The following is a 24,052-nucleotide window of genomic DNA, read 5'->3' as shown; positions in this document are numbered from 1 at the left end:
GAGTATTATACCATTTAAGTATTTTTAAATGCAGGTTTGTAGGTCATTAATTATGAGTATTATTCTTATTTATTGCGTTGGGTTACTTAGATTTATTCCTTCGCTCATGTATAAATCATCGTATTTGAGCCCACCATTACCATAAGGTTTTTTAATTGGGCCCGTATTACAGTTTGCTAAAAAGTATATAAGAGGTTGTTCGCGCTTCATTCTAAATTGTGCATTTTTATATACCAGAGTTTGCTTGCTAAATTCACCACCTTTTACATAAACATCGTATTGTTGCCCTTGCTCTGAGACTGCTGCGTTATTAACAACGTACCATACGTCGTACCACGTATTTGTTTGCAGAGGCTTGGCTGACTGTTTTGTAGTGTAGTTTTGAATGTTGCTATATCCGCTGTCGGTTTTAACCATTAATGCGCCATCGTTTACAAGCCCGTTTGATTCTGTTTTATCGGTTACGCGAAGTGTTGGCTCAAATGCATCGTACGCATGTTTATTAATTAACTCCGGAGTAAGATTACTCAGCCCAAAAGCGTGATTATTGGGAAACGCAGCGACGTTTATACGTATATAAAATGTGTAGGTTTGACCAACTTCAACCGCTAGTGGAAGCTTTGTATAAGAAAGTGCTTTACGATTTCCTACAATGCCTTCTGCCGCAGGCTTTTTTAGTAAATAATGATTAACAGATGCGATTGCTTGTTCTGGTTGTATAACTGTTATTTGTGGATTTTTAACTTGTGGTTTGGTTTCATTTTGAGTATCAACACTTTGCCACTTGCTAAGTGAATGTTCAAAGTCATCAATAAGCAGCCAATCGCTCGATGTGTTTTTTTGAATGTTTGAACATGCTGATAGCGTGCTGAATAAGCAAAGAAATAAAATGTGTTTAGAAGACATAATTGGCTCTCGTAATATTATTGATATTTGGTTAACCAATTTAAATTTTGGCTATAGTTTTTATTAAAAGCCATATAACCAATTTAACTTTTTTATGTCAATCATTAAAACATTAGTTATGGTTTGATAGAGCTTGAAAAATGTAATATTGTCATTGTATTCAATCAGCTCAGCGAATTTTAGCTGAGTTGAAATTAATTAAATTATTAGGACGTTTTATGTATACGGGTTCGTGTTTGTGCGGTGAAGTAAGTGTTGAAGTATTGGGTAGTATAACCAGCATTATTCATTGCCATTGTTCACTATGTAGAAAAAATAGCGGGACTGCATTTGCAACTAATGGCTTTGTAAATACAGATGACTTTACAATAACGAAAGGGCAAGAACGACTCAGTGAATATAGTTTTAAAGCAGGGCGTACGCGCTATTTTTGTAAATGTTGTGGCTCTCCTGTTTATAGTAGTAATGCAGATGACAAAAGCAGAATACGAATTCGTCTAGGTATATTTGATAGCGATATTACTGAACAAGTATTGTCGCATAACTTTGTTACATCTAAGGCTAACTGGGAGCTGTTAGAAACAAGCTTACCGTGCTATGAAAAACATGAACCTGGGCGGTAAGACGTTTTATTCAATGTGGTAAATGCTGTTAATACTTTTATAAAGGTCTGGCGCAAAATTTATAAACACAGGTGAGTTTTGTATTTCATCAACGTTAATATGCATTAACGTATGTTGGCACAATATCAATACTATATTTTTATATTCATTAAACTCTATTAGCGCCAAGCATTTAAAATGTTGCCTTATCAGTACCAAAAGGGCTTGTAATTCTTGACCTGTTTGCGGGTTTAAATTAACGATTACTTGAGTATTTGGCTCACTACAGCGATTTATGTTTTGCCAAAAGCTGTCATTGGTTAAAAAAGGCTGATGATGTTCACCACTAAAAATATCAATAGTAATTACGTTAAAGTTAGCTGTGCATTTTGAAATATACTGTTCAGCGCATTGTAAGTGGATATTGTGGTTACTTGGTAGGTTAAATAATTGCGTTGCAATAGAGGCTATATTTGGGTTTATTTCGATTGTACTAAATGTATTAATGGTATTTACGTAAGGCGTATGGTTTTGCAGGTGATACATGATTCGCTCAAACCCTGCGGTTCCTAAGCCTAAATTTAATATGTTTAGTGTATTTGCAGGTTTAAGTAAAAAGAGCAACATGCATTGATTTACAGGGACGATTACTTGTTCTGGATGCACAAGGCACATAACACCTTGAATAGTAATATCTTCATCTTTTTTTTGTGCAAGTGTTAGCCAACGATACTGTTGATTTTGAAATACAGTTATAGGGCCAAAATCAGTTTGTTCTGATTTGATTTGATTTGCTTCAATGGTATCGTTTTTTAGCTGACGCATAACTTAAACTTTTTTATAAACACGTTCATAGTGTGCCACGAAAAATAAATTTTTAAATAGATTATTGTGCAGAACACATGTAATTTTACTTATTACTATAATAGTGTATTGGCAATTAACTGCTTAAGTATTATTCAAGGATTGAAAATGGGATTAATTTTAGGGCCAGCTGTTTTAGTATGGTTTGCAGTATTTATTTATTCTTTACAATTAGGACATGCGCTTATTTATAAAAATATGAGTGTATTAACGACAGTATCTACTTTTTTAATTAGTATTATTGGTATGCTGGCTTTTATTACGTATGGATATAGGCAGTTTGTAAACAATACCTCTGTTTGGGCATTTGAGATCCCAAGTTACTTTTTATTTAACAAAATTGCTTTTATAGGTGTATTAAGTGGTTTTTTACTTAACTACTATATTAATCCAGCAAATAATTCTGATTTTTTGAGCTGTTTAGCATTTGTATTAATATTTATGTTTTCTGCTGGTGTGCTTGCAAGCTTAGGAGGACATGAGGCCTTTTTGAAAGAATTTGATATTAAAACCACTCATTAAAAGTATGCATAATAAATTTTGGCCCAGTACTTATAAAAGGTAGTGGGCTTTTTACTATCCTAATAACCTCTTGTAAATGCGTTTTAGCGTGATCCTTTCTACATCTACCTCAAATGTATTGCCATAAAATCTTAGTTAAGTAATGGTTACACTATAATAATTAGGAGCTAATAGATGCTTAAAACACCTTTGAAAATCACAACAACGTTACTTAAATTTACTGCAATTGCAGGCGCCTGCACACTTGCACTATCAGCACATGGGAAAACACAACTTCAATACACAGAACAGCAAAAATTACATGATATAGCAGCTCAAGTATCAGCCGAACGTATTGGTAGTGACATTCAAACGCTGGTGGATTTCGGTACTCGCCATACGCTTTCAGAAACTAAATCGGATACTCGAGGCATTGGTGCGGCTAGGCGCTGGATAAAAAAAGAATTTGAAAAAATATCCGCACAGTGTGGCGGTTGCCTAGAAATTATTGAAGTAAAGGACACTATATCGGGCGAAAAACGCATTCCTAATCCTGTTGAAGTGGTTAACATAGTGGCTATTCAACGTGGGTCGAGCGAGCCTAATCGGATGGTGATGATGTCGGGTGACATAGATTCTCGTGTAAGTGATGTTATGGACTTTACGAGTGATTCACCTGGGGCAAATGATAACGCATCAGGCGTGGCAGGTATAATAGAAGCTGCTCGTGTTTTAAGTAAATACAAATTTAATGGATCGGTAGTTTACGCGGCGCTTTCGGGCGAAGAGCAAGGTTTGTTTGGCGGGAAAATATTAACGGCTTACGCGCAAAAGCATGACTGGCAAGTTCATGGCGTTTTAAACAACGATATGATTGGCAATATTACCGGTATTAATGGGGTAACCGATAATACAACTGCACGTATATTTTCAGAAGGTACCCGTGTTGTAGAAACAAAAGAGCAAGCTAATACTCGGCGCTTTACAGGTGGTGAAGTTGATTCTGCGAGTCGTAATTTAGCGCGCTACATAGATACTATTGCTGATAGATACATTCCTAATTTAGATACAATACTTGTATATCGATTAGATAGGTTTGGCCGTGGTGGGCATCATCGTCCATTTAACGATGCAGGTTTTGCAGCAGTGCGTATTATGGAAACTAACGAGCATTACGATCGCCAGCATCAAGATTTACGCACCGAAAATGGGGTTGAGTATGGTGATACTATTGAGGGCGTTGATTTTGACTATACGGCCAAGTTAACTTCACTTAATGCGGTAACGATGGCATCAATGGCGTGGGCGCCCGCACCGCCAAAAGAAGTTAAAATAACAGGAGCAGTTACAGCTGATACGTCGTTTTCATGGCAACAAAGCAGTGATGAAAATATTGCGGGTTACAAAATTTATTGGCGTTACACGAGCGAGCCGCAATGGCAGTTTAGTAAATACGTTGGCAGGGTTTCAGAGTTCACACTTAAAAATGTAGTGATTGATAATTATTACTTTGGTGTAGCCTCTGTTAGTAAAGACGGTGTTGAGTCTCCAGTAGTTTTTCCGGGTGATGTAGGTTCGTTTGATCACAATATAAAATAGTAGTTTGGCTGAAAATTCAGCAAACAGAGCGCTTGAAGGTGTAAACGGCCATTTTATACTTGCACCTTATTTACTAAGCCCTTAGAGTGTAAAAAAAGAAGTAAAAGGTTATTAAAAATGCAGCAACAAGAAAAAAAACCGTTAACAGCACAAGAGCAAGCTTTAGCTGAGCAACAACGTGTTGCATGGCAGCGTGAATGTTTTCAGGCAGCGCAAAAGCACTTAGCTGAAAAGGGCATTATGCCAAAATCAGTAGTTGATAAAGATAGCCGATTTTTAGCGCCACTTTGCGCAATGTGGAAATTTAAAGCACAGAACGGTAAAACATATTGGGTGGTAACAGGGCGGTTACCTACAGATCATGCTGAGGTTAGTGCGGCTACAGATGCCCGCGATGCAATGCGTTACTTTTCTTTGCAGTGGCAATTAAAAGCGGATCAAATTATGAGTACAGGCGGCCGTGACAAAACGCAGGTAGATTTTGCTAACTTACTTATAAATAGAGCACATGGCTTGTATGAAATGTATGAAAATGAACCTCTGTGGGCAAATGAGGCAAAGTAACTACAGTTTGGGTTAAGTAAAAAAGTAGAGGGTGATGGTTTATTTATTGCCCTTTTCTTTATCTAATGGACAAGTGTGAAAGGCGTTGTATTAAACGCCGAAACAGAGCATTGCATACGTTGCCTAGGAATTCCCGCCTCCATAAACACATTTCCTTGCTGAATAAAGCCATTTCGCTTAAAACGTTCTACTTCATCTAGAATACAATTAATACTGACAGCTTCTATCCCCTGATTTGATGCTAAATCAATAATGAAATTGAGAAGCGATTTATATACATTGCGGTTTCGGTGTGCGGGTAGTACAGCTATTCGACCAATTAAGCCATCAGTACATAATCGGCCTGTAGCAACGGGGCAGTGAGTGTCGTCTGTAACAAGTACATGCAACGCAAATTTATCTAGGCTATCAAATTCTATACGTTTAGGTATGTGTAATTCATAAACAAAAACACGCTCACGAATTAGTTGAAGCATATCCTTACGTATAGCCCATTCTACTTTATCAACTTGATAGCCCATGGCAAACTCCTAGTTAAACCAAATTCCCTCATTAACGAGTGTAGTAAAGGTTTGAATAAATACTAGGCTAGGTTTTAAAAATTTTAACTGCGAGGCTTCAAACTCGATATCGTCAGTTAGTAGTTTCACAGCAGCTAAGTCAGTTGATAACACAGTGTAATTTTCGCCGTTTACACTTAACAAAATGTTTTCTTCAAGCAATTGATAAATAGCGCGTGTGCCACCTAAGCGTTCAAACACAATGGTGTTATTAGTTAATGCATTCGTTATTTGCTCAGCTGAAAATGGCTCTTCAGCAGGCGCTAAGTCCATTTCATGTTTAGGTTGGCTTAAGGTTGTTCCTAGCCATTGTTTGAATAACGTGTCGTTTTCAAGCAGTCCTTGCATTAATGTTTTAACTTTAGTGACTTCAATATTATTAAGCTCACCTTTAGATTCTCTGAGTGTGAGATTACCATCGGTGTAGCGTTTTTGACCACTTTCGGTATCAATAATATGATCGGCGAAGCTCGACAATAAATCTTGTTGATTAGGGGCTCTAAAACCAACTGAGTAATTGAGTGCATTTTCTACAGCGTAACCTTCGTGAGGACACCCAGGTGGAATATATAAAATATCGCCAGGCTCTAATATGCAATCGATTACGGCTTCAAATGCTTCTACTTGCAGTAATTTTTTGTTTTGAGCAAACTGCTTAAGTGTTGGATCGGGCAGGCCTACGCGCCAATGACGTTTACCTTCGCCTTGAATAATAAATACGTCATATTGGTCTAAATGTGGGCCAACACCACCATTAGGCGTTGAATAGCTAATCATTAAATCATCTATGCGCCAGTTTGGAATAAACCTAAATGGCTCTAGTAGTTGTGCAGCATCGCTATGCCAGTGATCAACTGCTTGCACGAGCAATGTAGAGTGATCGTCTGTTAACTGCTCAAAGTCTTCAAATGGACCTTGGTGCGTTTGCCAATCATTTTTATGATTGGTGATAATGCGTGACTCTATGCTTTCTTCCATTGCGAGACCGGCAAGCTCATTAGCATCAAGTGGGTCTTGAAAATCAGTAAAACCTTGTTTGATTAAAAGCGGTTTTTTTTGCCAATAATGGCTTAAAAACTCTTGCTCAGACAAATTATTTATTTTTAATTGATACATACATTATGCCTACTAGTTAGTGCAATGGGGTAAAACAAAAAAAGCGAAAGGATGATCCTTTCGCTTTTTAAAAGAGCAATTTAGTTTTTAAACTAAATCATCAATAAACTCAACAGCACGACCAATGTAATTAGCAGGTGTTAGTTTTTTCATTTCTACTTTAGCGTGCTCTGGAAGGTCAAGACCATCGATAAAGTCAGCCATTATTTCTTGATTTACACGTTTACCGCGTGTTAAATCTTTAAGTTTTTCGTATGGCTTTTCAATGCCATATTTACGCATAACGGTTTGAATCGGCTCGGCTAGCAATTCCCAGTTTTGATCAAGCTCGTCAGCTAAACGTTGCTCGTTTACTTCAAGCTTGCTTACACCTTTAAGTGTTGATTGGTATGCAATAATCGCATAACCCATACCTACACCTAAGTTACGTAATACCGTTGAATCGGTAAGGTCACGCTGCCAGCGAGAAACTGGTAATTTTTGTGCAAGATGAGCAAAAATAGCGTTTGCTAAGCCTAAGTTACCTTCTGAGTTTTCAAAATCAATTGGGTTAACTTTATGCGGCATTGTTGATGAGCCAATTTCGCCAGCAATTGTTTTTTGCTTAAAGTGATTAAGGGCAATGTAGCCCCACATGTCACGATCAAAATCGAGCAATATAGTGTTAAAACGTGCAATTGCGTCAAACAACTCTGCAATATAGTCATGCGGTTCAATTTGTGTCGTAAATGGATTTAGTGTTAAACCTAAGCTTGATACAAACTTATCTGCGTGTGTATGCCAGTCGTAATCTGGGTATGCGCTAAGGTGAGCGTTGTAGTTACCAACAGCACCATTAACTTTACCTAACATTTCTACTTGTGCAATTTGGTCACGTTGACGTTTTAAACGCATGTATACGTTAGCAAACTCTTTACCCATAGTCGATGGTGTAGCAGGTTGCCCGTGTGTACGAGTCATCATTGGGATTGTTTTGTATTCAATTGCTTTTTCTTTAATTGCGCTTAAAAGTTCATCGCAATAAGGAAGTAAAACGTTTTTACGCGCTTCGCTTAGCATTAAACCATGAGATAGATTATTAATATCTTCTGAAGTACAAGCAAAGTGAATAAATTCGTTTATTGCGTGAAGCTCAGTGTTATCGGCGACTTTTTCTTTTAGTAGGTATTCAACCGCTTTAACATCGTGATTTGTCGTACGTTCAATGTCTTTAACGCGCTGTGCATCAGCTTCACTGAAGTTATCTACAATGGCGTTTAGAAGTGCATTAGCTTGTTCGCTAAATGCAGGCACTTCTTTAATATCGCTTGCTGCAGCTAACGCTTGCAACCAACGCACTTCAACAATTACGCGGTATTTGATTAAGCCAAATTCGCTGAAAATACTGCGCAGTTCAGTGGTTTTGCTGCCGTAGCGACCATCCACTGGAGAGATAGCCGTTAACGCTGAAAGCTCCATAATAACTCCTAAATTTTAGTTTGAACGATAGTTAAATTTTTGTTTTAGCAATGGCGAGTATTTTTCTTTTTGCAAAGAAAAAGTGACGGCGTTTACCGCCCATTTGTCGCCATAATACTGCACTTCTAATGCCGGCTAATAATAACGCACGGATTTTATTTTGAGTGAGCTGCTGTTTTAATAACTCGGGTTTACCATAAACCTGTATTCGGTGCCCAAGGGGGCTCAGCACCGACGAGTATATATCTGCTAAACCGGCAACAACGCTCTCGTCGGTAATAGCAAAATGATCTAAACGACGATGAATATCATCAATTCGTTTACCTAATTCGTTTAAGCTTTTGTCGTTTGCACTTAGTGCTCGCTCAAGCTGCATTAAGCCACCTACGTATTTTACTATTTCAACATCTTTTTGAGCACCTGCGGTTAGCTGCGCCATTAATGTTTTATAGCCATCACGTAAGTTTTCAGTACCTTGGTAAACATCTTCTGGCGAAGCCGGTGATGTTTGAATAATGCTTGAAAGTAATACTTCTAAGTCGTGCTCATTATTACTGCCGTACTGGGCAATTTTTTGAACTTGCTTAGCAACTTGACACATGGCGGCAAGCGCCATGACTTGGTATTGATTCATTACTTGATCACCGAATCAATAATACCACCGCCTAAACACACATCTTCTGCGTAAAATACGGCAGATTGACCAGGTGTCACTGCTTTTTGTGGCTCGTCGAACAATACGCGGGCCATGCCGTCTTCACCTACAAGTAGGGTACAGCTTAAGTCTTCTTGGCGGTAACGTGTTTTTACTGTGCAGCGAGTGGTACCTTTAGGACCAATGCGATCAACCCAATGCAATTGGTTTGCATTAAGACCATTACTGTATAGGCGAGGGTGATCTTTACCTTGGCCCACAATAAGTACGTTACGTTCTAAGTCTTTATCAACTACGTACCATGGTTCGCCAGAACCTTCTTTCATACCACCAATTAACAAGCCTTTGCGTTGTCCAAGTGTGTGGTACATTAAGCCTTCGTGCTCGCCTACGTTATTACCGTCAGTGTCTTCAATAACGCCAGGTTGTGCTGGTAAGAACTTTTGTAAAAAGTCTTTAAATTTACGCTCACCAATAAAGCAGATACCTGTGCTGTCTTTTTTATCGTGCGTGATTAGGTCTTGCTCTTCTGCTATGCGGCGTACTTCTGGTTTTTCGATATCGCCTACCGGGAATAACGTTTGGCCAATATGTTCATGGCTTAGGGTATATAAGAAGTAGCTTTGATCTTTATTGTTATCAAGTCCGCGACACATAACGTATTTGTCATCGCGAAGCTCACGGCGAACATAGTGACCCGTTGCAATAAAGTCAGCACCGAGTGCTTGAGCCGCAAATTCTAAAAAGGCTTTAAATTTAATTTCTTTATTACACATTATGTCTGGATTCGGTGTACGACCTGCTTTGTACTCTGCTAAAAAGTACTCAAATACGTTGTCCCAATACTCTGCTGCAAAGTTAACAGTGTGAAGCTCAATACCTAATTTATCACACACAGCTTGCGCATCTTTTAAATCATCAGCGGCGGCACAATATTCATCATTGTCGTCTTCTTCCCAGTTCTTCATAAACAGGCCTTCAACTTGGTAGCCCTGTTGTTGTAATAAATATGCAGATACAGAAGAATCAACACCGCCGGACATGCCAACAATGACTTTAATGTGACTATTTTCGCTCATGAATAATTTCGCTTATACAGATTGCTGTTAACTTGGAAAGGCCGCGATTATAGCATGTATTTTGTTTGTGCTTAAAGAGCGTAGCGCAGCAAAGACATAATTTGTCACTATTTTATTTGTATAACAAATAGCAAACTAGCCTTAAGAGCCGTTTGAGCGGACATAACTTCACGCATTAATTAGTGCCTGTTTACCTTTCGCGGTTGAATTTGAAACAGTATATTGATTTTTAGGGAAGGTAACGCTTATGGTGTGTGGCTATTTCTTATAAATAAGCGATAACGTTGCATAAATACTAAACATTCGCGCCCTTTGGTTTGTCCGTGGGCAATCAACTCATTTTTAACGACGGATGTAGTATGTACGGTAACGATGGAGTAGATACCGCCTACTAGGCTGATACCTCGCGCACTATTTAATTTCACTTATATAGAACAAATTTTAATCCTAAAGGTCAGTAGGCACTAAGTTTATTAGTTTTTTTCATGCAAATATTGAATTTTATTAATAGTATTTTCTTTTAAAACTACTTGGGTAAATATACACTTAGGAAATAGGAAATAGGAAATAGGTAATAGTAAATAGTAAATAGTAAATAGTAAATAGTTGATATTGTTTAAATGGTATCAATTTTAGGGACGCCACCTATATAGTCAACGGAATGAATATATGAATTATGCTTATCAAATAAATGAGATAAAATCACTCGTAGAGCATTACACTCTAAAGTCTAGTTTTTCACCAAATGATTTATCAGCAAATACAAATACTGAATTTAAGAAAGCCGCTTATCATCTTTTCTATGAACTGATAAAACTAAAAAGCCTTCGTATTTATCAAGAACCAAATCATATAACTGAGTTATTCGGCCTCATTAAGCAATCATCTTTTCAAGATCGTATTGAAAAAAAAGCATTGGCTCACGTTGAATATTGGTGGCTTGAATGGTATTTCGCGTTAGAAATGGATGAAAAGATAAATACTGAAAAAAATAATACGGCAATGAGTTATTTATCGCAAAGTACACAGCATCCAATGCGTAAACATGAACTTAGCCACTACGCTAAATTATTCGCAGCATTACCTATGCCAGTGTGTAATGTATGTGCAAGAACTGGCGATATTTTAAGAGTAAATCAACGCTTTGTAGACGTTTTTGGTTATACGGTCAAAGATGTCCCCAATCTAAATGTTTGGTGGCAAAAAGCTTACCCAGATATCAAGTATAGGGAGTTCGCTAAAACACTTTGGGACAATTCTTTGCAACTAGCCCTGAAAAATAACAACGACATTCCAGCTAATAACTACCGAGTGTCATGTAAAAATGGTTCTCAAGTAATGATGGAGGTATCAGGAATTGATATTGGGGAAGAATTTTTGGCTGTTTTTAAAGATGCTACTGAGCGTTTACAAGCAGAAGATATACTCAGAGATATGGCTTTTTTGGATGCGCTGACGAAAATAGCGAATAGACGTCGATTTGACGAAAAGTTAACACATGAGTTTGAGCGTGCGAAGGCGTACGAAGGTTCATTGTCATTAATCATCCTTGATATAGATCACTTTAAAGAATTTAATGATTTATACGGGCACGTAGCGGGTGATACTTGTTTATATGATGTGGCTCAAAAAATAGCATCAACAGTGAGTCGCCCTGAGGATTTTGTTGCTCGCTATGGTGGGGAAGAGTTTATAGTTTTATTACCACAAACGGACAAGCAAGGTGCTTTGTTTATAGCTGAGCAGATACAAAGAGCGATAGAAAACTTAGCCATTGCGCATGAAGGTAGTTTTACCGGTTTTTTATCTGTAAGTATGGGTATAAATACAATAGATAAATGCACAGCTAGTGATGAGCTAAATTTTATAAAAGCAGCCGACAGCGCACTTTATTATGCAAAGAGACAAGGCCGCAATTGTATTGCTTTAAGTGCTAATTAAATAACCTGCATATTATTTTGTTTGGTATTTATGCTGCATTAGCGCCTATTTATCGGGGATAACCACGCACTACAGGCGCAGACATACCTAAAAACTAAACATACAGCTGCAAACTTAACCTCGAGAGATAAACAGGCCTTAGGCTTAAAATAGTTTAAGCCTAATTGTATATAGTTTCGAGACTTAATATTGGCCGATTTAGACTATCATCAATACACTTTAAAACTAAGGGACTTCTGAGCGGTAGCGATTTTATTTGCTCGTAGGTGTGCCAATTCGCGCTAATAATGTTGCTATCTAGCGGTTTTGGGACTGGTATATTCTGAGGTGCTTCAAATAAGAAGCAGAACCGTAAATAGTGCACTGCGTTATCGGCATGCAAATTATACACACCTAAAAAGCCAATAGGCTCAAGCGCTAAGCCTGTTTCTTCAAGTAACTCTCTGCTTGCAGCTTGTGCAAGTGTCTCATTTTTCTCTAAATGACCCGCAGGTTGATTGTAACAAATTTGCTTTGTAAATTTATCGCGCTCTTTTACAAGTAAAAACTCATTTTGCTTTTTTACTATAGCTGCAACCGTAACATGCGGTTTATGCATCAACTACGCCCTTAATTACTTTGTATTCACCACAATTAATATCATCCAACGTATAGTTACCAATGCTATAGCGAATGAGGCGAAGAGTAGGGTGGCCAATATGAGCCGTCATGCGGCGGACTTGTCTGTTTTTACCTTCGTTAATGGTAATGCTTAGCCAAGTAGTGGGGATTGCTTTTCGTTCACGTACAGGGGGATTACGCGCCCAAATCGTAGGTTCATCAATTATTTTAACGTTAGCGGGGAGTGTAAGCCCGTCTTTAAGTTCTACGCCATTACATAAATCATTAATTGATTCACTCGTTGGTTCACCTTCAACTTGTGCCCAGTAGGTTTTATTCGTTTTTTTATCAGGAGCAGTCAAGGTGTTTTGTAATTTTCCACAGTTTGTTAAAAGCAATAAACCTTCACTGTCTCTGTCTAATCTTCCTGCGGCGTAAACTTCTTTAATCGGGATAAATTCTGCAAGCGTTTTTCTGTCTGCGTCATCTGTAAATTGGCATAGCACATCAAATGGTTTATTGAATAACACAATTTTTCTGTCTTTAGATGCTATTTGCGGCTTTATTTCTCTTTTACCAGATGGCGTTTTATTAAGTGCACTGCGAGAATAAGTACGGCCAGTACTTCTTTTTGGCTTGGCTTGTGCTGCTTGATTATTGCCTGATTTAGCTCTCATTATATGCACCTAGCTGGTTTTGGTAATCCGGCAATTTTTGTTGCTTGCTTGGCTGGGCCTTTAGGAAATAATTTATATAAATAAAGGCTATTTCCTTTGTCTTCACCGAGTGCTTTAGCCATTGCTTTTACAAGCATTCTAATTGCTGGGCTGGTGTTATATTCAATGTAAAAATCACGAACAAAGTTAATGACTTCCCAGTGTTGCTCACTAAGTGTGATGTTTTCTTGAGTAGCAATTACAGGCGCCAGCTCCTTTGACCATAAAGTATGGTCGAGCAAGTAGCCTTGTTTGTCGGTTTCAATCTGTTGGTTGTTAAATTCAAGCATGAGTTACCACGTAATTGATTGGTTAGTTGATAAAGTGAGTGCCACAAAGTCTTCATAGCTAATTGCTTTATCGTTATCTGCTAATTTTATTGCACGTACTTGCGCGTCTTGTTCAAGTATTAACAGTGTATCTGCAAACTGCCTAAATTGTTTTTTTGCAAAGCAGGCATCACCAACCAGCAAAATGCTATCGGTTGGTAAAATTAAATTTTCTAATTGATTTGCACAGTAGTAGTTAAGCGGCTTTGAAAAAATATGTAACGTGCTCATAGATTCACCAAATGCTGCTGGGCTTTAATTAATGTTTGTTGTTGGCTAAAGTTGAGTGCTTTTGCCTCTATGAGTAAATCATGTTTATTTAAACCATAATCAAGCAATGATTTTTCACACACGTAAATGTTTTCAACATCGTAAATTTCGAGTGTTTTAATATTTTTAAAAAAGTCTTTTAAGCCAATATCATTTGGTTGCTGATGCTTTTTTAAAGCTAAAACGGCGGGGCCGCTAAACAACCAACTTACATTTTGGTCAACAGCAGCAAATATCAATGTCATATCAAGTGCATCACGAATATTTAAATCGTCAAATGGGCTGCACTGACTCATTACTAATACGTTTATCATTTAAATTGCACCCATTTATCTGCGTCGCTTGCAAGCATTGCAAATTCAGCTAACCCTGCGACTTTAAATACACCTGTGTTTTTAATATCCAACCCGCGCTTTTGCGCGGCGGTAACACACAGCATTAAATTTAGTTTTTGATCAGCGAGTTGCTGCCAAAGTGCTGAAATTTGAAGTTCATCTGAGGATAAATCAAAGTGGGTAGATGCATGATAAATACCTTGCTGGTATAAAAAAATAGCATCAATGGTATGCCCTTGGGCTAAACATGCATTCGCAAATTTAACTATGCGTTGCGTGGTATCGTGATCGGATGGTGGTGTATGTAATGAAAGAACAAAGCGTGTCAAAACAATTCCAATAAAAAAGCCCCAATAAAGGGGCTATTTTAACAGAACTATTTAATTAGTCATCACTTGCGCCAAGTAGAGCAAGCAAAGAAGTAAATAAGTTATATACGCTTAGGTATAAAGACACTGTTGCACGAATGTAGTTAGTTTCACCACCGTTTATGATTCGGCTTGTATCGAATAAAATCAAACCAGACATAATCAGTACAACTGCTGCATTAATTACCATAAACATCAATGAACTGCCAATAAAAATATTAACGATGCTTGCTACAATCACAACGATTAAGCCAACCGTTAAAAAGCCACCCATGAATGAGAAGTCTTTTTTAGTATTTAGTGCATAAGCAGATAAACCAAAAAAGATAAGCGCTGTAGAACCTAAGGCTTGCATAATAAGCATTGGGCCATTTGGTAATGCAGCATAATGATTAAGCAATGGACCTAAGCCAGCCCCCATTAAACCTGTGAAAGCAAACACCCAAAATACACCCGATGCTGTATCTGCTTTTTTATTTACAACAAATAATAAACCGAACGAAACGAGTGTAAACACAATTCCCATAAAGTAAGGTAATTGTAGTGCCATTGAAATACCGGCTGTAACTGCACTAAATGCAAGTGTCATAGCTAGTAAAAAGTAGGTGTTTTTAAGTACCTTGTTTGTTTCAATGGTAGACATTACCGGTTTCGCGGTATTGTACGATTGATTAAACGCCATTGTAGAGCTCCTTTAAGTGAAACGTGTGTGTTTCGATAATTTAACTAAAATTAGATTACCAACTCTTATATGTTTGGGCAAACCTTTGTAGATCAATAGAGTTAAATATTTAAATAAAAGTTCATTAGCGATTAAATTAAAAACACTTTGTCTTAACTTTAAACAAATCAATTGTTTTTTAAGCACTTAAACAATTAATTTAAAAAAAAGCTTCACAAAAGGGATGGGTTTCCCTATTATGCAGGCCGTGCGGAGAGATGGCAGAGTGGTCGAATGCACCGGTCTTGAAAACCGGCATGGGTTTATAGCCCATCTAGGGTTCAAATCCCTATCTCTCCACCACTTATTTAATAAGTGTGTGGTAATTAAAGTATCATTCATTTAAATAGTTATTAGTACACTCTTACTTTTAACTTAGCAGTATCGGAGAGATGGCAGAGTGGTCGAATGCACCGGTCTTGAAAACCGGCATGGGTTTATAGCCCATCTAGGGTTCAAATCCCTATCTCTCCACCATATAACAAAATAGCCCGCTAATTTAGCGGGCTTTTTTGTGTCTATAAAAAACTAAAATGCATTATTGTTAAATAGAGTCTATATGGGCAGATTAGGGCCTTTTTATCTTTCGAGCTTGAATTTACAGTAGACTGTTTGGTTTTTGTTCAAGGCAGAGCCTATGTTATGTGGTCATTTCCCCATAAATAGGCGATAACGCAGCTCAAATGCCAAGCGTGCGCTGCTCTTGGGTTTGCCTACATATAGTATGTAGGTAAGGGGCGTGAGCAGGACGCGGATGTTTTACTCAATTTTTACTTATTCTTACATGAATGTAAGCCAGTAGGATAACGCAGGAGCAGTTACCAAGCCGACTAGGTATAAAAATTCGGCTAGTTATAGCGCAATTTCTTTATCGTTAAATAGACTTCATATATAAGCTAATTGGTATTACTTATCATTTTATATTTACTGAGAAAATGAAACCAGTAATTAGCGATGAATTTGTGGTATTTTATTAGCAAGCATGTTTTTAAAGGTATGTAAAATATGACGTTGTGGCTTAAAGATGATTTAGCGTCAAGAAAATTGGTTATATACAGGGCAGTTTTATTTTCGATAGTAACTCTATTTATTCTATTCGTATTCCAACCTTTTGGTACAACCAACGATACTGAACCTTATAAATTACTCCGCCTTTCAGGCTACGGCTTAGTCACGTTTTGCGCTTTATTGCTTTCGGGTTTTATTGAGATCTTTTTAATTCGCTTAAATCTTAGCAATAAACTTCAAATAATAGTGACCCCCAGCCTTTATATTTTAATTACTGCTTTGTTTAACCACGGATATTTTGTTGTTGCTATGTTAGGGGCTTGGCATTGGCAAAACCAAATACTCTTCATTGTATATACATTAGCAGTGGGGTTATTCCCGATTAGTTTCATATTTGTTGTCAATCGTCATGCAAAGCATATGGTCTTAACAACTGAAAAAATACCGGTTGTTAAGACTAAACAGCGTGCTTGTGAAGAGGTAGAAAAAAATAACGTCCCCCACATCGTCTAATAACACTTATTGGCGATAATAAAGGTGACAAGCTAACAATTGCGCTATCGGATATATTGTTTATTAAGTCAGCCGATAATTACTGTGAGCTCGCAACGATAGAAAACGATGTTGTTTCTCATAAATTGCTGCGTATAACGTTAACTGGTTTATTAAAACAATTACCCCAAAATACATTTTTATATCGCTGTCATCGGTCTTATGCAGTTAATTTACAATTAGTCGCAGTAAGTAAAGGGAATGCCGGAGGATTACAGTTATCGATGAACTCATTTGATTTCACAATTCCAGTTTCGCGAACTTATGTTGATGTCATTAAACAAGCCTTGCTGTTAACCCCTGATGTTTGTTGATGGCCCCAAAAACATGTAGTTAGCAACTAAAAGTGAAATTTAGCCCTAATTGATCGATTTCATAATTAGTGATTGCCATGATTAAGTTGAATTTAAAATTGTAACTTAAGAAGGTAAGTATGAAACATACAATTAAAGCACTGCTACTAATCACCACATTTATATTTTGTCATTACATGATGAAAGAGTTCTGGGGGATAACTGGGTAAGTGTCCTATCTGACCTTGATCAACAATCAGCCCTTTTGTTATTTCCTGCTAAATACTTGTTTATTTATGGGCCATTGTTAGTTGTGGCAACATTATTATTTAAACATGAGAGTTGGTACAACGTTTTAGGTGTCGACATTGAAGGTTTTCAACGTTATTTACTCGCAGCGGTAGTTTGTTGCACACCTATGGTGATAGGTTACGCTTATTTGAGTAACGCGCTAAACCTTTCAATTACGGGGATAATTACAGGTTCAATATACGCGGGAGTTTTTGAAGAAATAATTTTTAGAGCTGCTTTGTTCGGCGTGTTATTTCGTTTTTGTCGTTGGGGGTTTATTCCCGCCGCATTAATTAGCTCAACGATATTTGGTTTGGGTCATATTTATCAAGGACATGATGCTATTTCAGCTGTGATGGCTGTTGCAATTACAACAATCGCAGGAACTTGGTTTGCGTGGTTATTTTGCGAATGTGGATACCGTATTTGGTTTCCATTATGGATGCATATATTTATGAATGCGGCTTATGGCATATTTAGCATGTCAGGTGGTGCAGCAGGGGATTTAAAAGGCAATTTGTTCAAGGCAACTGCAATAATTTTAAGCATAGTCTACGTAAACTTACTTATCCGTCGTGGTAAACCGCGCCAAATAACACTCTCTACGCTATTTAAAAAACGTCCAGGTTTTTCGTCTCAGCATTATAAATTAGCAACACAAAACACTTGAAGGAGATAATAATGTTTGAATTATTTTTAATTATAATGATTTTTTTGTCGCCTTTTTTACTTTTAGTGCTAATTAAAAATTACTTTACCTATAAAACGACTACTAAAGAAAAGTCACTTTTATTACAAGATAAAAATCAGAAAAATACGATTGTTATGCTGCAAAGAAAGTTAGACGTTTTAGTTGAAAGAGTCATAGTGCTTGAAGAGTTGGCGATAAATAAAAATATCGATTTATCACAAAAAATAGCTCAGTTGTAACTACTGAGCTATTTGTTATTTCTTTTAAAAACTGGGCTTTTATTACTTTATTAAATTACCTAGCTTATATGTTGTATGTTTTATCATCATAAGTTACGACCATAGTCTCTATTTCTAAGCTTTAGATCTTGGTGCATGCTTAATACATTAAATTTTATACGCTGTATTAAGGATTATTAGATGAAACATCAACTTGCAAAAAGCGTCGCGCTTTCATTATTGTCCCCGGTGATTGTTGGCAGTTTATTAGGTTTGTATTATGCACTAGCGTTGCAGGGTGATTTTCTATCAGTGTTCTTTCAACTATTGATGACAGCCATATCAAATGCACATATTGTAGGTTTAACAATGGCGGCTTTTGTTGTGCCGGGTTATTTACTCATGTTTAAGTATTCAAAAGTTAATTATTCAGGTGTTTTAACACTTGGGTTATTAGGTGGGGCTATTTTTAGTTATCTATTAAGTGCTTCAACAGGCGAGATATTTTTAATTAATAGTGTGATGTCTGGATTCGCCGCAGGACTATTTTTATTTGGCCTTCGTAATTGTGCAAAAAAATAATCGCAGAATTATTGACCAAGCGCGCTGATAAACAGCGCAATTTCCTTTTTTTTACCCTTTAAAGGTTCCAATTTTTAACGACAAAGAGTACCTTTAGCTACTGTCTGTTTAATAAGAAGTAGTTTGGTATGCAAAAGTACGATTTTTACCAGTCATTAGTTAAGCAAACTGAATCACTAATAGCTGGTGAATCTAATGTAATTGCCAATTTGGCAAATATAAGCGCGTTATTATTTACCTCTTTAGAAGATGTGAATTGGGCGGGTTTTTACTTTATGGATTCTCCTACTGAATTAGTACTAGGCCCGTTTCAAGGTAATCCTGCATGCATTCGTATTCCAGTAGGAAAAGGAGTATGTGGAACTGCTGCGGCAACCGCAGAAACACAATTAGTTGAAGATGTTCACGCTTTTGACGGTCATATTGCCTGTGATGCGGCGTCAAATTCTGAGATTGTTGTACCTATCTTGAAAAATGGTAAAGTATTTGCTGTTCTTGATATCGATAGTCCAAGTGTTGGTCGATTTGATACTGACGATAAAGCCGGACTTGAAGCGCTAGTGAAATGCTTAGAGGCGAGCCTGTAATGAAAGATTTGCTAAATGTTCAAGACTACCTGTTTGCTGTGCAAGATGTTGGCGACTGGGAAGGCGAAGAAGAACATGTAGCGGAAACGCTCAATGATTTGATTCATATTGCCTGGGATCGTCTTCCGGACGATTCTGAATGTGAATTTATTGATGAAACGATTAATGGTATTTGGGAACACCTTCGAGGCGATATGGCTGTAATAGAAGCCGACTTTGAAGAGCTGGTCGACTGGGTAACACACTACGTCGATTCGTCCCTTGATGAAAAGATGTGAAAAATAGGTTCTAAAATGGAAACCACAAACAAGCTAAAAGATATTAACGAAGTATTGGAATTTTTGTATCAAGAATTCCCACAATGTTTTAAACAAAAAGATGGCATCAAGCCGCTTAAAGTAGGTATTTTCAAAGATATCGCTGAGCGTATTGAAGGCTCTGACAAAGTAAGCAAGACTCAAGTTCGTCAAGCGCTCAGAAAATACACGTCTAACTGGCGTTATTTAGAAGCGGTAACTAAGTCAGAGTTTCGTATTGATCTTGATGGTAATCAAGGTGAAAAAGTTGAGCAAGAGCATATCGACCATGCACAAAAAGCATTGGAAGAAAGCCGCGCTAAAATGGCAAAACGTAAAAAACAACAACGTCCACGCCAAGACTCAGATTCTAAATCTTTTAAGAAAAAACCAGCGCATGCTAGTAAAACAGGTGATAAAAACGCTTCCGCAGCTAATAAACCTGCCAAAGCAGCTCCTGCTAAACGTTCAGGAAAAATTGAACCTTTACCAGCTACTGAGGTCAAGGTTAATAATAAGGTTAAGGTTAAACTTGGCCAAGCACTTGTAAATGCAGTAATCACTGAAGTGAACAAAGATGACGTTCATGTTGAATTAGTGACAGGCATGCAAGTTAAAACCAAAGCTGACAGTTTATACATCGTTTAAACTGTAAATAAATTAAGGAGTTTGTATGAGTAAAAAGTTTACGCTCATTCCGTTAGTTGCTGCCCTGTTTTCAGGTTCATTATTTGCTGCTGTAGAAGCCGTCACTATTGACGATTTACCACTGCTCAAGCAAGAAAGTCAACATGGTACTGCCAGCAAACGCGTGGCTAGCTTATTTACTCGTTCACACTATATCCCGGTTCGATTTAACGATGAGCTTTCTAGTAAAGTGTACGATCGTTATATCGAATCCCTTGATTTTAATAAAAGCGTATTTTTAGCAAGCGATATTGCTTCTTTTGACCAATACCGCGATGACTTTGATAACGCTATAACTACCGGCAAATTGGGTTTCACATTTGATATCTTTAATTTAAGCCTTAAACGCCGTTTTGAACGTTACGAGTATTCCCTAGCATTACTTGAAAAAGAAATGACCTTTGATAAAGAAGATGAATACTTTTTTGATCGTGAAGAAGCTGCGTGGCCTGTATCTCAAGCCGAGCTTGATGAAATTTGGCGCGAACGTGTTAAGTACGATGCACTGCGTTTAAAAATGACAGGTAAAGATTGGGAAGGCATTAAAGAAGTGCTGACCAAACGCTATAAAAATGCAGAAAAGCGTTTAGTGCAATCAAATCCAGAAGATGCATTTCAATTAGTATTAAATTCTTTAGCACGCAGTATTGAGGCGCATACGTCTTATTTATCGCCGCGTCGTGCTGAACAATTTAAAATGGATATGGACCTAGAGCTCGAGGGCATAGGTGCAGTATTGAGTCCAGATGAAGATTACACAGTTATTCGCAGCTTAGTACCTGGTGGTCCTGCGGATAAAACAGAGCAAATTAAAGCCGATGACAGAATTATTGGTGTTGCTCAAGATGGTGAAGAATTTGTTGATGTTATTGGCTGGCGCTTAGATGACGTTGTTGATTTAATTAAAGGCCCTAAAGGTACTAAAGTACGTCTTCAGTATTTAAAAGGCGCTGATGCTCACGGCACACCAAAAGTTGTTGAAATTACCCGTGATAAAATCAGATTGGAAGACAGAGCCGCTAAATCAGAAGTTTTTGAAGCTAAATATTCAGATTTAACAAGCAAAGTGGGTGTGATTGAAATCCCTGGCTTTTACAATAATCTTTCGAAAGATGTAAAAGTTGAACTTGCTAAGCTTAAAGAGCAAAAGGTTGATGGGATTATTATTGACCTACGCCAAAACGGTGGTGGTTCATTATATGAAGCTACCCAGCTTTCGGGATTGTTTTTTGACCAAGGACCTGTTGTTCAAATACACACTTTAAATAACCGTATTGAAGAACAAAGAGACCGCGATGGCATTACCTATTATGATGGTCCACTTACGGTATTAGTTGATAGATACAGTGCGTCAGCATCAGAAATATTTGCAGCGGCAATGCAAGATTATGGCCGCGCAGTTATTATTGGTGAGCAAACCTTTGGTAAAGGCACGGTTCAACAGCACAAAGGCTTAGGCCGTGCTTATGACTTGTATGATAATGCATTGGGTAGCGTGCAATATACAATTGCTAAATTTTACCGCATCAATGGTGGTAGTACGCAACACAAAGGTGTGATTCCAGACATCTCGTTTCCATCAGCAATCGATCCTGCACAGTGGGGCGAAAGTAAACAAGATAATGCACTGCCTTGGGATAGCATTGTTAAAGCGAAATATAAAAAACTTGGTAATTTAACGCCAGTTATTACCTATCTTGAGAAGCAACATGAGGTACGAATTAAATCAGAACCTGAGTTTGGTTATGTATTTAATGATATTGCCTTATACAACGAAGAGAAAGATCGTAAAACGATCTCTTTAGTTGAAGCTACGCGCATTAAAGAAAAAGACGAAGGTGAGGCACGTGCACTTGTACGTACTAATGAGCGTCTTAAGCGTTTAGGTAAAGATCCGGTAGAAAACTTAGATGATTTACCTGAGGTTATTGAAAAGCTAGATCCATTTTTAGAAGAAGCCGCTTTAATTACCCAAGATTATATTAACTATGGTCGCATAGCTAAGAAGTAACCGCTGGTTTTACCTCTATAAAAAAGGCGCTTTTGCGCCTTTTTTGCTACCTATAATTTACTAAATTGTTATAATCTCCCATTACATAAAGTTGAGCTAGATCATTAAAGTTCAATTAATGCGCTTTACGTGCTAAAAATAATAATTAAACACACATTGAGTGTGTGTAGGAGTCTCTACTTTGAAGCCATTGGAAGATAAACCAATCAAGCCTGCCTCGTTTTTTGATGCATTAGTTCCTATCTCTGTATTAATTTGCCTACTCGGCGCTGCCGTATACTTATTTGGTGATAATTCTTCATCAGGTCCTAACCAGATTGCACTTTTGTTCGCAACTTTTGCAGCTGCTTTAATTGGTCTTAAAAATGGTTATACTTGGAAAAAGTTAGAGCAAGCAATGATTGAAGGCATAACGCTTTCACTTGGTGCTATTCTAATTTTACTCATGGTAGGTGCATTAATTGGTACTTGGTTACTATCAGGAACTGTACCGACCTTAATTTATTATGGCTTACAGGTTATCAATCCGAGCTGGTTTTATGCAGCTAGCTGCTTAATTTGTGGCATTGTTGCAATGAGTATTGGTAGTTCGTGGACTACGGCTGCAACAATAGGTGTTGCTTTACTTGGCGTAGCAACCGGTCTTGGGCTTGAACAAACAGTAACAGCCGGCGCGGTTATATCGGGCGCGTACTTTGGTGATAAGTTAAGCCCACTGTCAGAAACTACAAATCTTGCACCTGCAGTTGTTGGGGCTGATTTATTTGAGCATATCCAACATATGTTATGGACGACAGTACCTAGCTTTGTTATTGCACTGATTATATTTATATTTATGGGTTTTAATGCAACGGCTTCAAGTGAAGCAGGGCGTATTGACGAAATTACAGCTATTTTACAACAAAATTTTAATATTGGTTTTGAAATGCTAATACCACTAATTGTATTGTTAGTTTTAGCAATTAAAAAAATGCCAGCCTTTCCTGCTATCTCTATTGGTGCTGTTGTGGGCGCTGTTTGGGCCATGTTGTTTCAATCTGATTTAATTGCTAGTCAAATTGATGTCTCTCAAGGACAGTTAGTAGGCTACTTTAAGCTTGTTTGGACCACTTTTTTTGACGGTTTTAGCATAAACACCGGCGATGATAAAATGGACTCGCTACTTAGTGGTGGTGGTATGGCTGGAATGCTTACAACGACCTGGCTTATTATGACCGCACTTATGTTTGGCGCTATCATGGAAAAAACAGGTCTTCTTGATATTTTTGTTAAAAGTATTCTTAAAATAGCTAAAAGTACGGGATCGTTAATTGCGGCAACAATAGCAACGTGTATTGGTACTAACGTGATAGCTGCTGATCAATATATTGCTATTGTTGTACCCGGTCGTATGTTTAAAGATGAATATAAAAAACGTGGTTTGAAGCCTGTTAACTTATCTCGTACATTGGAAGATGGCGGTACAATTACTAGCCCACTAATTCCGTGGAACACTTGTGGCGCTTACATGCAAAGCGTTTTACTCATAAATCCGTTTGACTATGCACTGTACGCTTTCTTTAATTTAATTAACCCTGTATTAGCGGTTGTTTATGCCTATTTAGGTATTAAAATTTTACGTATCAAACCAAAACAATCGGCCTAATTTTAAA

The 24,052-nt window shown here is 37.6% G+C and carries 27 protein-coding genes, 2 tRNA genes and 1 pseudogene; 16 read left to right on the top strand and 14 right to left on the bottom strand.

Annotation, left to right across the window (positions count from 1 at the left end; genetic code table 11):
* Positions 1–69 precede the first annotated feature (69 nt).
* Entirely contained in the window at positions 70–906 is an 837-nt protein-coding gene (locus AOR04_RS09795) for a hypothetical protein (protein WP_096793212.1), read from the bottom strand.
* Positions 907–1,124: 218 nt separating this feature from the next.
* Between AOR04_RS09795 and AOR04_RS09790 the strand changes: the two genes are divergently transcribed.
* Positions 1,125–1,529 carry a GFA family protein gene (locus AOR04_RS09790; RefSeq protein ID WP_007375699.1) on the top strand — a complete coding sequence of 135 codons (405 nt, stop codon included), beginning with the start codon at positions 1,125–1,127 and terminating at the stop codon, positions 1,527–1,529.
* Positions 1,530–1,535: 6 nt separating this feature from the next.
* On the opposite strand, the gene AOR04_RS09785 is transcribed toward AOR04_RS09790, so the two are convergent.
* The gene (locus AOR04_RS09785) at positions 1,536–2,333 is read right to left on the bottom strand and encodes a hypothetical protein (protein WP_008133642.1); all 798 of its coding nucleotides are present in this window, start codon (positions 2,331–2,333) and stop codon (positions 1,536–1,538) included.
* A 147-nt stretch (positions 2,334–2,480) separates the two neighbouring features.
* Between AOR04_RS09785 and AOR04_RS09780 the strand changes: the two genes are divergently transcribed.
* The 3 genes from AOR04_RS09780 (at position 2,481) to AOR04_RS09770 (ending at position 5,036) form a co-directional block, all read left to right on the top strand.
* On the top strand, positions 2,481–2,894 hold the full coding sequence (locus tag AOR04_RS09780) for a hypothetical protein (RefSeq protein ID WP_096793211.1): 414 nt from the start codon (positions 2,481–2,483) through the stop codon (positions 2,892–2,894).
* A gap of 174 nt (positions 2,895–3,068) precedes the next feature.
* Entirely contained in the window at positions 3,069–4,472 is a 1,404-nt protein-coding gene (locus AOR04_RS09775) for a M28 family peptidase (RefSeq protein ID WP_096793210.1), read from the top strand.
* A gap of 117 nt (positions 4,473–4,589) precedes the next feature.
* Entirely contained in the window at positions 4,590–5,036 is a 447-nt protein-coding gene (locus AOR04_RS09770; protein ID WP_033028402.1) for a DUF4826 family protein, read from the top strand.
* A gap of 62 nt (positions 5,037–5,098) precedes the next feature.
* Here AOR04_RS09770 and AOR04_RS09765 read toward each other — a convergent pair whose 3' ends face one another.
* From AOR04_RS09765 to mnmA, 5 genes are all read right to left on the bottom strand, one after another.
* A complete protein-coding gene (locus tag AOR04_RS09765) occupies positions 5,099–5,557 on the bottom strand; it encodes a GNAT family N-acetyltransferase (RefSeq protein WP_007375704.1) in 459 nt (152 codons plus the stop codon).
* A gap of 9 nt (positions 5,558–5,566) precedes the next feature.
* On the bottom strand, positions 5,567–6,712 hold the full coding sequence (locus AOR04_RS09760) for a ribosomal protein uL16 3-hydroxylase (protein WP_096793209.1): 1,146 nt from the start codon (positions 6,710–6,712) through the stop codon (positions 5,567–5,569).
* 87 nt (positions 6,713–6,799) lie between these two features.
* Positions 6,800–8,170, bottom strand: a complete 1,371-nt coding sequence (gene purB / locus AOR04_RS09755; protein ID WP_096793208.1) for an adenylosuccinate lyase — start codon at positions 8,168–8,170, stop codon at positions 6,800–6,802.
* 31 nt (positions 8,171–8,201) lie between these two features.
* A complete protein-coding gene (gene hflD / locus AOR04_RS09750) occupies positions 8,202–8,804 on the bottom strand; it encodes a high frequency lysogenization protein HflD (RefSeq protein WP_096793207.1) in 603 nt (200 codons plus the stop codon).
* Positions 8,804–9,904: a tRNA 2-thiouridine(34) synthase MnmA gene (gene mnmA, locus AOR04_RS09745; RefSeq protein ID WP_007375708.1), complete on the bottom strand. Its 1,101-nt coding sequence runs from the start codon at positions 9,902–9,904 to the stop codon at positions 8,804–8,806. Before mnmA ends, hflD begins: the two co-directional genes overlap by 1 nt.
* A 669-nt stretch (positions 9,905–10,573) precedes the next feature.
* Between mnmA and AOR04_RS09740 the strand changes: the two genes are divergently transcribed.
* Positions 10,574–11,845 (top strand): sensor domain-containing diguanylate cyclase, encoded by a 1,272-nt coding sequence (locus AOR04_RS09740; protein WP_096793206.1) that lies wholly within the window; start codon positions 10,574–10,576, stop codon positions 11,843–11,845.
* A gap of 160 nt (positions 11,846–12,005) precedes the next feature.
* Here the strand turns inward: AOR04_RS09740 and AOR04_RS09735 are convergent, their stop codons facing one another.
* From AOR04_RS09735 to AOR04_RS09705, 7 genes are read right to left on the bottom strand one after another with little or no spacing between them, the layout of a single operon-like run.
* Positions 12,006–12,443: an NUDIX hydrolase gene (locus tag AOR04_RS09735; RefSeq protein WP_033039907.1), complete on the bottom strand. Its 438-nt coding sequence runs from the start codon at positions 12,441–12,443 to the stop codon at positions 12,006–12,008.
* Positions 12,436–13,122: a pseudouridine synthase gene (locus AOR04_RS09730; protein ID WP_096793205.1), complete on the bottom strand. Its 687-nt coding sequence runs from the start codon at positions 13,120–13,122 to the stop codon at positions 12,436–12,438. Before AOR04_RS09730 ends, AOR04_RS09735 begins: the two co-directional genes overlap by 8 nt.
* A complete protein-coding gene (locus tag AOR04_RS09725; RefSeq protein ID WP_007375712.1) occupies positions 13,122–13,451 on the bottom strand; it encodes a TusE/DsrC/DsvC family sulfur relay protein in 330 nt (109 codons plus the stop codon). Before AOR04_RS09725 ends, AOR04_RS09730 begins: the two co-directional genes overlap by 1 nt.
* Before the next feature lie 3 nt (positions 13,452–13,454).
* Positions 13,455–13,721, bottom strand: coding sequence for a DsrH/TusB family sulfur metabolism protein (locus AOR04_RS09720; RefSeq protein WP_007375713.1), 267 nt, complete (start codon positions 13,719–13,721; stop codon positions 13,455–13,457).
* Positions 13,718–14,074 carry a DsrE family protein gene (locus tag AOR04_RS09715; RefSeq protein ID WP_096793204.1) on the bottom strand — a complete coding sequence of 119 codons (357 nt, stop codon included), beginning with the start codon at positions 14,072–14,074 and terminating at the stop codon, positions 13,718–13,720. Before AOR04_RS09715 ends, AOR04_RS09720 begins: the two co-directional genes overlap by 4 nt.
* On the bottom strand, positions 14,071–14,424 hold the full coding sequence (tusD, locus tag AOR04_RS09710) for a sulfurtransferase complex subunit TusD (protein WP_096793203.1): 354 nt from the start codon (positions 14,422–14,424) through the stop codon (positions 14,071–14,073). Before tusD ends, AOR04_RS09715 begins: the two co-directional genes overlap by 4 nt.
* A 55-nt stretch (positions 14,425–14,479) precedes the next feature.
* Entirely contained in the window at positions 14,480–15,145 is a 666-nt protein-coding gene (locus AOR04_RS09705) for a Bax inhibitor-1/YccA family protein (protein ID WP_007375716.1), read from the bottom strand.
* A gap of 251 nt (positions 15,146–15,396) precedes the next feature.
* Here AOR04_RS09705 and AOR04_RS09700 point away from each other — a divergent pair.
* The 11 genes and pseudogenes from AOR04_RS09700 to nhaC all read left to right on the top strand — a co-directional run bounded on the left by AOR04_RS09700 (position 15,397) and on the right by nhaC (position 24,045).
* Positions 15,397–15,487, top strand: a tRNA-Ser gene (locus tag AOR04_RS09700).
* Between the two features lie 83 nt (positions 15,488–15,570).
* Positions 15,571–15,661: transfer RNA gene (locus tag AOR04_RS09695), tRNA-Ser, on the top strand.
* 528 nt (positions 15,662–16,189) lie between these two features.
* Positions 16,190–17,058: pseudogene (locus tag AOR04_RS22145) on the top strand (LytTR family DNA-binding domain-containing protein).
* Between the two features lie 292 nt (positions 17,059–17,350).
* A complete protein-coding gene (locus AOR04_RS09685; protein WP_232525459.1) occupies positions 17,351–17,998 on the top strand; it encodes a CPBP family intramembrane glutamic endopeptidase in 648 nt (215 codons plus the stop codon).
* An 11-nt stretch (positions 17,999–18,009) separates the two neighbouring features.
* Complete coding sequence (locus tag AOR04_RS09680) at positions 18,010–18,258, top strand: hypothetical protein (protein ID WP_096793202.1); 249 nt, start codon at positions 18,010–18,012, stop codon at positions 18,256–18,258.
* A gap of 180 nt (positions 18,259–18,438) precedes the next feature.
* The gene (locus tag AOR04_RS09675; protein WP_007375720.1) at positions 18,439–18,819 is read left to right on the top strand and encodes a hypothetical protein; all 381 of its coding nucleotides are present in this window, start codon (positions 18,439–18,441) and stop codon (positions 18,817–18,819) included.
* A 128-nt stretch (positions 18,820–18,947) separates the two neighbouring features.
* Positions 18,948–19,406: a GAF domain-containing protein gene (locus AOR04_RS09670; RefSeq protein ID WP_007375721.1), complete on the top strand. Its 459-nt coding sequence runs from the start codon at positions 18,948–18,950 to the stop codon at positions 19,404–19,406.
* Positions 19,406–19,684, top strand: a complete 279-nt coding sequence (locus AOR04_RS09665) for a hypothetical protein (RefSeq protein ID WP_002961910.1) — start codon at positions 19,406–19,408, stop codon at positions 19,682–19,684. Before AOR04_RS09670 ends, AOR04_RS09665 begins: the two co-directional genes overlap by 1 nt.
* Positions 19,685–19,699: 15 nt before the next feature.
* Positions 19,700–20,350, top strand: coding sequence for an RNA chaperone ProQ (proQ, locus tag AOR04_RS09660; protein WP_007375722.1), 651 nt, complete (start codon positions 19,700–19,702; stop codon positions 20,348–20,350).
* Positions 20,351–20,375: 25 nt separating this feature from the next.
* Positions 20,376–22,400, top strand: coding sequence for a carboxy terminal-processing peptidase (gene prc / locus AOR04_RS09655; RefSeq protein WP_096793201.1), 2,025 nt, complete (start codon positions 20,376–20,378; stop codon positions 22,398–22,400).
* 181 nt (positions 22,401–22,581) lie between these two features.
* A complete protein-coding gene (gene nhaC / locus AOR04_RS09650; protein ID WP_198402991.1) occupies positions 22,582–24,045 on the top strand; it encodes a Na+/H+ antiporter NhaC in 1,464 nt (487 codons plus the stop codon).
* Positions 24,046–24,052 lie beyond the last annotated feature (7 nt).

It is taken from the genome of Pseudoalteromonas sp. 1_2015MBL_MicDiv (assembly GCF_002407505.1).
Lineage (GTDB): Bacteria > Pseudomonadota > Gammaproteobacteria > Enterobacterales > Alteromonadaceae > Pseudoalteromonas > Pseudoalteromonas fuliginea.
Note: the sequence above shows the minus strand (reverse complement) of the source record. Positions and strands in the feature narration are given on the sequence as shown.